This window comes from Mammaliicoccus fleurettii, assembly GCF_003970575.1.
Lineage (GTDB): Bacteria > Bacillota > Bacilli > Staphylococcales > Staphylococcaceae > Mammaliicoccus > Mammaliicoccus fleurettii.
This window is the reverse complement of sequence record NZ_RXWZ01000039.1, coordinates 1-7,681: the sequence shown is the minus strand read 5'-3', so window position 1 is coordinate 7,681 and position 7,681 is coordinate 1. Positions and strand designations below refer to the sequence as shown.

Genomic DNA, 7,681 nt, shown 5'->3' with positions numbered 1-7,681 from the left:
GAAAGTCATTGAATTATCAAACCCCGTTGGAAGTATTTATGAGTTACATGGATGTAGGTAAACTGTCTAGCTTATTTTGACAAACGAAGTCAAATAAAATTTGAGGTTTATCTTGTATAGGAATGATACGTTCTGGATGAGCTAATAAAGGACGATACCCTGCATCGAATAATTGGTCAAACGTGTTATTCGCAAAGTCTGGAACTGTAAAGAATGGAAATTCAATTAATACATATCTTGAGCCTTCAGTTATAGGTAACAATTCTCCTGATTCCAATCCTGCTAACTCATTTCCAAACATATGAATTTCTTGGCTAGGATACACTTTTATATTAATATGATGTTCTTTTAATAACGATTGTACTTCTTCAGTTCTTGCTTTAACTATGTCCGCACTATTTTTAAAACGATGTTCTATATAATGAGGTGTTGCTACAATATCAGTAATCCCAATTTTTTCGGCTTCTCTTGCTAATTCAAGCATGCTTTCTGCATCTATTGGACCATCATCTAATCCATATAATAAATGATTATGAATATCAATCATGTGCATCGCTCCTTTAGTCATTGAACTATCAAATATCAATAAGTTTTCTTATTACTTATATTGTAACAAATATCTGTTTATAAATTATATTAATAAGCCTTCAATTTTATATTTCAAATAAGCAGAAAGTTTGTAATTATTCCTTTTTTATATGAACATAAAAATATCGAAATATAAGGAGTGGGAAGATAATGGAATTAACCAAAGCACTTGAAAGAAGACGCTCAGTAAAATCTTATGAGCAATATGATTTAGATAGAGAAACAATTTATGATTTATTAGACAAAGCAGCACTATCACCATCTGCTTGGAATTTACAACAGTGGAAAGTAATAGTAGCTGACACTGATGAAGCTTAAGAAAAGTTATATAACGCAGCTAACAAACAAGTTAAAATAAAAGAAGCAAGTGCAACATTTATCATTTTAGGTGATTTAAATGCACATGAAACAATTGGAGATATAGCTGATGACTGGATTGAACACGAACATATTCCAGCTAATAAAAGAGAAGGCTTAATCGAAAGTGTGAATCGATTCTTTGAAAGTGATCTCAATAAAAGAGACGAAGCTGTACGTGGCGCATCATTATTTGCGATGAGTTTAATGTTAGTCAGTGAGGATGCTGGTTATGCAACTTGCCCTATGATTGGCTTTGACAAACAATCTGTAATTGACGCATTTAATATTGACGATAACTTAGTACCCGCTATGCTTATTTCAATTGGTAAAGGTGAAATGACAAATGATAGAGCATCACGCTTACCAGCTTCATCATTTGCAAAATTTGAATAAAGAATGTACTAATTTTGTAATAATATGATAATACTACACCTCAAAAAAAGATTATAATATAGGTAATGAAGTGAGGTGTTTAAGATGAACAAACGTTATCAAAAAGTTCTAGTACTTTACTTAATATCAACGTTAGTACCTTATATATTTATCAATAAGAATAAGGACATCTCTTTAACAAAGAGATGGTTACCTAGCTCTTTAATTGGTTATGGTATATTTGCATATGGGCTAAAGGCACTAACTAAAATGAAAAAAGCAGCTTAATTAGCTGCTTTTTTCATTTCTTTATATTCATCATTCGTTATAACATAAATAGCATCATCTACAATTTTTTCTTTATGAATTCTATTTTTTGGCATAACACCAATTTTTTTCATTCCTAATCTTTCCATAACTTGTCCAGATTTAGGATTAATAGTGCTATGCATTGCATTTACTTGGTTTAATTTTAACTTATCAAACGCCAATGACAATATCTCTAATCCCGCTTCTGTCATATAGCCATTTTTAGAATAATTTAAATTGAGCACATATCCTATCTCGCCTCTTTTATGTTCTGTATCTACTCTTAAATCTATTGTGCCAATTAATTTATGTTCTTCTTTTAAGACTATTCCATATTTGCCTAATGGTGATTTCAAATAGTAATTTGCGATGACTTCTTTTGTTTCTTCTTTTGACAAATGTGTTGGAAATACATGAGAAGTATTTTCTATATTAGATGAATATTCATAAAGTGATTCTGTATCATCTAAACTTACAGGTCTCAATATAAGTCTGTCTGTTTCTAATGTTTGATTCTCACCTAATGTTACTAATAATTCCATAATTCACACCTTCTTATGCTTTATTTTCATTTTGTGCTAAAGCTAAACAGCCAATTATTCCTTGTTCATCATTCAAACTTGGAGAAACGATGTACTCTTCTACCGGTGGAAGTGCAATATAGTCATTATTTAATAACTCAAATTGCTTATGAATTTTACTCAACAAATGATTTTGATGCATTACGCCTCCACCAAAAATGATTTTTTCTGGTGATAACATTAACGTTGTATTCAATGCTGCCTGAGCAATATAATAAGCTACTATATCCCAATCTTTCGAATCTTCTTTAATCTCTTTCGCTGATATACCAGCTCTTTTTTCAATAGCAGGTCCTGATGCAACCCCTTCTAAACAGTTACCATGAAATGGACATTTACCTTCAAAGCTTTGGTCATCTTCATGTATCTTTACTGTCATATGTCCCATCTCTGGATGACTATATCCTTGAACAAATTTACCACCGACCATAGCTCCTCCACCGATACCTGTACCAACTGTATAATATACTGCTGAATTAATATCTTTTGCGATACCTTTTTTAAACTCACCATATAATGAAGTGTTTACATCAGTTGTAAAAGCGACCGGAATATCAAAATGCTCTTTAATAGCCCCAATGAAATCAAAATTTTTCCATGCTGTCTTTGGTGTGGAAGTTATATAACCATATGTATCAGATTCTTTATTAATATCTATTGGACCAAATGAACCAATACCAATACTTATAATGTCATGCTCTTTAAAGAATTCTATAACTTTTGGCATCGTTTCAGTTGGTTCCGTAGTTGGTATCGAAACACTTTCTATAACAGTTAAGTTATCATCACCTACTGCACATACAAATTTTGTTCCTCCTGCTTCAATCGCTCCATAAAGTTTCAATAATCCCACTCACTTTCTATGATTATATTTTTTTACACAACATAACTACTATACCTAAAACCATTTCTTTCTTTTAAAAACAGTTAACATTATAAACGCAATGATGACCATAATAATTAGAACGATATAATATCCGTCGTGCCAACTAAGCTCAGGCATATTTGTAAAGTTCATTCCGTATATCCCTGCAATCAAAGTTAAAGGCATAAACACTACTGAATATATCGTTAAGATTTTCATAATATTGTTCATTTTAAATGAGTTTAGAGAAATGTAATTATCACGTATGTCACTTGTCATTTCTCTCGAAGAATCAACCATTTCCATTTGCTTGATAAGATGATCATTAATATGTGTAATATATAGAAATTGCTGTTCATTTAGATGTAATACTTTACCTTCTCTCATTCGATATACCAAATCTCTCATTGGTTGAACAGTTCGTTTAATAATTAACAACTCTTGCCTTAAATCAAAAGTATCATCTATTAAAGACTTCGTTGAAATATCTATATTATGACGATCCTCAAAATTAAATACTTTATCTTCAATATCGTAAATAAATGGGAAATAATTATCTACTATATCATCTAGCAAATTTAACAAAATATCTTTTGGCTCTTCCAAATTGATTGTTTGATTAAACAACTTTCTTTTAACAGTATCTATTTCTTCAAAGCGTTCTTTATGATAAGTCACAATAAAATCATCGCCAATAAAAATATCAACTTCTTCAGCTTCAAGTGTTTTTAAATCTAACGCATGGAACACAACAAACTGATAATCATCATATTGTTTGAATTTGGGTCTTTGTTGAACAAGCGTCGCATCTTCAATAGATAATTCATGAAAATCAAAATAATCTACTAATACTTTTGCCTCTTCTTCTGTAGGTTCGTTTAAATCAACCCATAACCATTTTTTGTCTTCTGCAATATCTTTTGGTGATGTCGTTTCTTTTAGTTCATTATTTGAATTACAATAATAAGTTTTAATCATTATATTCACACCAATTTTCATTTTACTTTATCTATATTATACAATTTAAAAAGCAGTGAGCAAATATACTCACTGCTAACAAGTATTTAGGTAAATACGACTGTTTTATTTCCGTTTACAATCACTTTGTGTTCACAATGCCACTGTACTGCTCTTGCTAATACTTGAGACTCCACATGTCTACCAGTATTTTTCATATCTTGTGCTGAATATCGATGATTAACTCTTACAACATCTTGTTCAATGATTGGACCAGCATCTAAATCTTCTGTAACATAATGACTTGTAGCTCCTATTAATTTGACACCTCTTGTATAAGCCTGTTTATAAGGATTTGCACCAATAAATGATGGCAAGAATGAATGGTGAATATTAATAATTTTTAGATGATGCCTTTCAACAAAGACTTCTGATAAAATCTGCATATACTTAGCTAGTACGAGTAAATCCACTCCGTAACTATCACTTATTCTCGAAATTTCATCTTCACTTTCACGTTTTGTTTCTTTAGTCACTTTTACATGGTGGAAAGGTATTCCCATATCTTCAACAAATTTACGGTTATTTTCATGATTACTAATAACACAGCTTATTTCTATTGGGAATTCTTGACGATTTGCGCGTAATATAATTTCACTTAACGCGTGATCTTCTTTAGAAACTAATACCGCCGTTTTTACTTTTTCTTCAGCGTCAAAAATTTGAAAATTAATATTTCTTGTTGTTAGTTCTTTTTCTAAAATTGATTTCACTTCATCATTTTTATCAAATTCAATGCGTAGATATAAGTGATTCTCATTTTCTTGAACATCAGTATAATGATCTAAATGAAATATATTTGAATTTGTTTCTTTTATAATTGTTGATATTAGTGATGTAATACCAATTTCATCTTTGCAATCCGCTAATAAAATATAATGCTTACTCATGTATCTCATCCCTTTATTAATATTGGAAATATTCTAACAATAACAACTATTATAAAATTTAATTTGCAATAAAACAATGAATTGAGTAGCATATATTCAATGTAAACGCATTCACTATTAATTTGTGCTCAAATACATAAATTGGTCTAATTGCAATGCTTCTAAAGTCTCTCTAATCAATCTTTTACGGTCATAATAATTAAGCCCTTGATTTTCTAATTCAGTGACTTTCCCTTCATATACATATGCTCCATTAAATAAAAATTTATCTTTCGTTACTTTAATTGTAGACATTGCACCTTCTCTAGGTGAAATAAACATAGAGTCAAACATTTTATAAATTAAATCCCCAAATCTATGATTATATTTAGTTTTTCCTAAGTTAGTGGAGACAGCGCCTGGATGTACAGCTGTTACATTCAATCCACGATGATGAAACTGCTCGTATAATTCTTGCATGAAATACAATGTAGCTAGCTTAGATCTACTATAAGATTTAATCGGATTAAATCTCAATGGATATTTGAAATTATGATGTCCTATATGAGCATATTTATATGCCCCAGAAGATACAATTATAATTTGTTTATCATGGCTTCTCATTATAGATTCAAATAAAATATGTGTTAATAAAAAGTGACCTAAATAATTTGTACCAAACATTAATTCAAAACCATCTACAGTTTTTTGTCTTGTTAATGAAACGACACCTGCATTATTAATTAAACAATCAATGTATGGATATTGATCTAGTATTTGAGTAGCGGCTTTCATTACATTGGCTAAATTAGATAAGTCACATTTTATGACTTCTACATTTAATTTTTTATGTTCTGCTATTAAAAGTGATTTTAAATGTTCACCTTTGTCTATATTTCTACACAATAAAATAATAATGTCATAGTCATTGGCTAACTCTTTAACTGTTGATTCACCTATTCCTGATGTTGGACCTGTAATTGCTAGTATTCTATTCGCCATTGTATATACTCCTTTAATTTATTACCGTTCTTTTACCCTGAAATATATATTTTAACTATGACATTTATTTTTTTACATAATTTTGATGTACATATATTAATTCTTTTGCCATTTCTTTAATAATTTCAGTTGAAATAAGCTGATCTTCAGCATGCATTAATAAGAGCGTCATCGGTACTGTTTCACCACTAGCTTCTGCTTGTATTAAATCTTTATGCACTTTATGACCATCAATTAAAAATTGATTACCTTCACTAATTAAATCTTCGGATTCTTTAAATTTTTCAGATTTAGCTTCATTAATTGCTTGCATATAACTACTCTTTGCCATACCAACATTAGTTATGATTTGAAAAGCAATTTGTTCGTATTTTTCCATAATATCACCTTACTTCATTAAGCTTTCAGCATGTTTTAAGACACGTTCTCCATCCATCATGCCATATTGTTGCATATCTATAACGTCTACCGGCACTTTGCCATTAGCTACTTTTTCAACTTGTGCCTTTTGAAATCTCACTTGTGGTCCAAGTAGAATAACATCTACATCATCAACCTTTGTTTCCGCTTCTGATAAGGCTAAAGCTTCGACTTCATAATCTTTACCTTCATTTTCTGCTGCCTCTTGCATCTTTTTCACTAACATACTTGTCGACATACCTGCTGAACAAACTAATAATATTTTTTTCATTTATTTCATCTCCTGAATATTAAATTTAAAAAACGCCCATGGTTTCAAATAATTGAGCAATTGTAAATCATGAGGTGCAATTCTCCCAATTACATTTACTTTACCTGTATTTATCATAGGCTTTAAAGCAATTTGTAGCTCCCCTTTATATTGTCCATATTCTTCGTTATCTATTAAGATGTCACCTCTTTTAATAGCGGTTGTATGATGAACGGGAAATGATTCTGCTTTATATTTCACACGACTTTGAGTTGAACGAATCATATAGTCACTTACATCACCTCTATAAAAATGTGGTTCTTCGATAACTATTTTTCTTTCTAATTCCGTAATATCAACAAATAACTTTACATCAAACGTGATTGCTTCGTTTTTTAAATAACTCAGTCTTTTTAATTCTTCTTCTGATGGATAACAATTACTTATAATCACATCATCAATGAGATCAGTTGCCCATAAGTATTGTGCTTGTGTAGAAACGGGGATTCCTCTATGTTCTTCTAAAGTTGGCAATCCTTCTGTAACTGGCCATGGTCCAAAGTCAGCTTCTTCACTTGAAACGAATGCTGCTGTTCTAAGACCATATTTTTTGAATTTTTTACTACCTTCTAAAAAGAATGCTTCAGATATACCAGCATATCGATGAGGATAAAAATTATGGCATCCTACTAAATGAGCTCGATTTGGTTCAAAGTCCATTACATTATCTATATAGTGATTCATGACACTCATGTTCAATTCAATCATTATGTCATATGGATTATACGTCATATCACTTGTTAATTTTGCGCCTACACCTTCATCAAGCCTTATTCCATCAACACCTAGATCATTAAAAAAAGATAAGTCATTAGGTTCAATACCGAGGACTTTAAAAGTTCTTGGTGCTACATCTATAAATATTTCAAAGTCTAAACTTTTAGCATAACGAATCGTTTTTTCAATGATAGGTAATAAAGTCGATTTATTATCATCAGTTAATTGCAATAAATTCGTAAAAATTCGTGTAAAACCATGCTCATGTGCT

General features: G+C 30.5%; 12 protein-coding genes. 3 read left to right on the top strand and 9 right to left on the bottom strand.

The features are described 5' to 3' along the window. Nucleotides 1-43 precede the first annotated feature (43 nt). A complete protein-coding gene (locus CD129_RS03295) occupies nucleotides 44-547 on the bottom strand; it encodes a tyrosine-protein phosphatase (protein WP_243832023.1) in 504 nt (167 codons plus the stop codon). Between the two features lie 191 nt (nucleotides 548-738). Between CD129_RS03295 and CD129_RS13390 the strand changes: the two genes are divergently transcribed. From CD129_RS13390 to CD129_RS03285, 3 genes are all read left to right on the top strand, one after another. Beyond that, nucleotides 739-906 carry a nitroreductase family protein gene (locus tag CD129_RS13390; RefSeq protein ID WP_243832022.1) on the top strand — a complete coding sequence of 56 codons (168 nt, stop codon included), beginning with the start codon at nucleotides 739-741 and terminating at the stop codon, nucleotides 904-906. Nucleotides 907-1,074: 168 nt separating this feature from the next. After that, nucleotides 1,075-1,341, top strand: coding sequence for a nitroreductase family protein (locus tag CD129_RS13385; protein WP_243832021.1), 267 nt, complete (start codon nucleotides 1,075-1,077; stop codon nucleotides 1,339-1,341). An 84-nt stretch (nucleotides 1,342-1,425) separates the two neighbouring features. Beyond that, complete coding sequence (locus CD129_RS03285; RefSeq protein WP_078357051.1) at nucleotides 1,426-1,608, top strand: hypothetical protein; 183 nt, start codon at nucleotides 1,426-1,428, stop codon at nucleotides 1,606-1,608. Here the strand turns inward: CD129_RS03285 and CD129_RS03280 are convergent. From CD129_RS03280 to CD129_RS03245, 8 genes are all read right to left on the bottom strand, one after another. Next, entirely contained in the window at nucleotides 1,605-2,171 is a 567-nt protein-coding gene (locus CD129_RS03280; RefSeq protein ID WP_078357052.1) for a GNAT family N-acetyltransferase, read from the bottom strand. The two genes, CD129_RS03285 and CD129_RS03280, sit on opposite strands and share 4 nt — an antisense overlap. 13 nt (nucleotides 2,172-2,184) lie before the next feature. Further along, complete coding sequence (gene scrK, locus CD129_RS03275) at nucleotides 2,185-3,054, bottom strand: fructokinase ScrK (RefSeq protein WP_078357053.1); 870 nt, start codon at nucleotides 3,052-3,054, stop codon at nucleotides 2,185-2,187. 54 nt (nucleotides 3,055-3,108) lie between these two features. Beyond that, nucleotides 3,109-4,053, bottom strand: a complete 945-nt coding sequence (gene corA / locus CD129_RS03270) for a magnesium/cobalt transporter CorA (protein ID WP_078357054.1) — start codon at nucleotides 4,051-4,053, stop codon at nucleotides 3,109-3,111. Nucleotides 4,054-4,139: 86 nt separating this feature from the next. Then, nucleotides 4,140-4,982, bottom strand: a complete 843-nt coding sequence (purU, locus tag CD129_RS03265) for a formyltetrahydrofolate deformylase (RefSeq protein ID WP_078357055.1) — start codon at nucleotides 4,980-4,982, stop codon at nucleotides 4,140-4,142. A 117-nt stretch (nucleotides 4,983-5,099) separates the two neighbouring features. Next, on the bottom strand, nucleotides 5,100-5,963 hold the full coding sequence (locus CD129_RS03260) for an SDR family NAD(P)-dependent oxidoreductase (protein ID WP_078357056.1): 864 nt from the start codon (nucleotides 5,961-5,963) through the stop codon (nucleotides 5,100-5,102). 64 nt (nucleotides 5,964-6,027) lie between these two features. Beyond that, on the bottom strand, nucleotides 6,028-6,342 hold the full coding sequence (locus CD129_RS03255) for a PTS sugar transporter subunit IIA (protein ID WP_107509178.1): 315 nt from the start codon (nucleotides 6,340-6,342) through the stop codon (nucleotides 6,028-6,030). Between the two features lie 9 nt (nucleotides 6,343-6,351). Continuing rightward, on the bottom strand, nucleotides 6,352-6,654 hold the full coding sequence (locus tag CD129_RS03250; RefSeq protein ID WP_078357058.1) for a PTS sugar transporter subunit IIB: 303 nt from the start codon (nucleotides 6,652-6,654) through the stop codon (nucleotides 6,352-6,354). Continuing rightward, the coding region (locus CD129_RS03245; protein WP_144436999.1) for a DUF871 domain-containing protein at nucleotides 6,655-7,681 on the bottom strand (1,027 nt) is incomplete at its 5' end.

What these genes read in the sequence shown, in the direction of transcription:
- CD129_RS03260 (WP_078357056.1), bottom strand. Translation starts at nt 5,963, where the DNA reads ATGGCGAATAGAATACTAGCAATTACAGGTCCAACATCAGGAATAGGT.
- CD129_RS03280 (WP_078357052.1), bottom strand. Translation starts at nt 2,171, where the DNA reads ATGGAATTATTAGTAACATTAGGTGAGAATCAAACATTAGAAACAGAC.
- CD129_RS03295 (WP_243832023.1), bottom strand. Translation starts at nt 547, where the DNA reads ATGATTGATATTCATAATCATTTATTATATGGATTAGATGATGGTCCA.
- CD129_RS03255 (WP_107509178.1), bottom strand. Translation starts at nt 6,342, where the DNA reads ATGGAAAAATACGAACAAATTGCTTTTCAAATCATAACTAATGTTGGT.
- CD129_RS03250 (WP_078357058.1), bottom strand. Translation starts at nt 6,654, where the DNA reads ATGAAAAAAATATTATTAGTTTGTTCAGCAGGTATGTCGACAAGTATG.
- CD129_RS13390 (WP_243832022.1), top strand. Translation starts at nt 739, where the DNA reads ATGGAATTAACCAAAGCACTTGAAAGAAGACGCTCAGTAAAATCTTAT.
- CD129_RS03285 (WP_078357051.1), top strand. Translation starts at nt 1,426, where the DNA reads ATGAACAAACGTTATCAAAAAGTTCTAGTACTTTACTTAATATCAACG.
- purU (WP_078357055.1), bottom strand. Translation starts at nt 4,982, where the DNA reads ATGAGTAAGCATTATATTTTATTAGCGGATTGCAAAGATGAAATTGGT.
- corA (WP_078357054.1), bottom strand. Translation starts at nt 4,053, where the DNA reads ATGATTAAAACTTATTATTGTAATTCAAATAATGAACTAAAAGAAACG.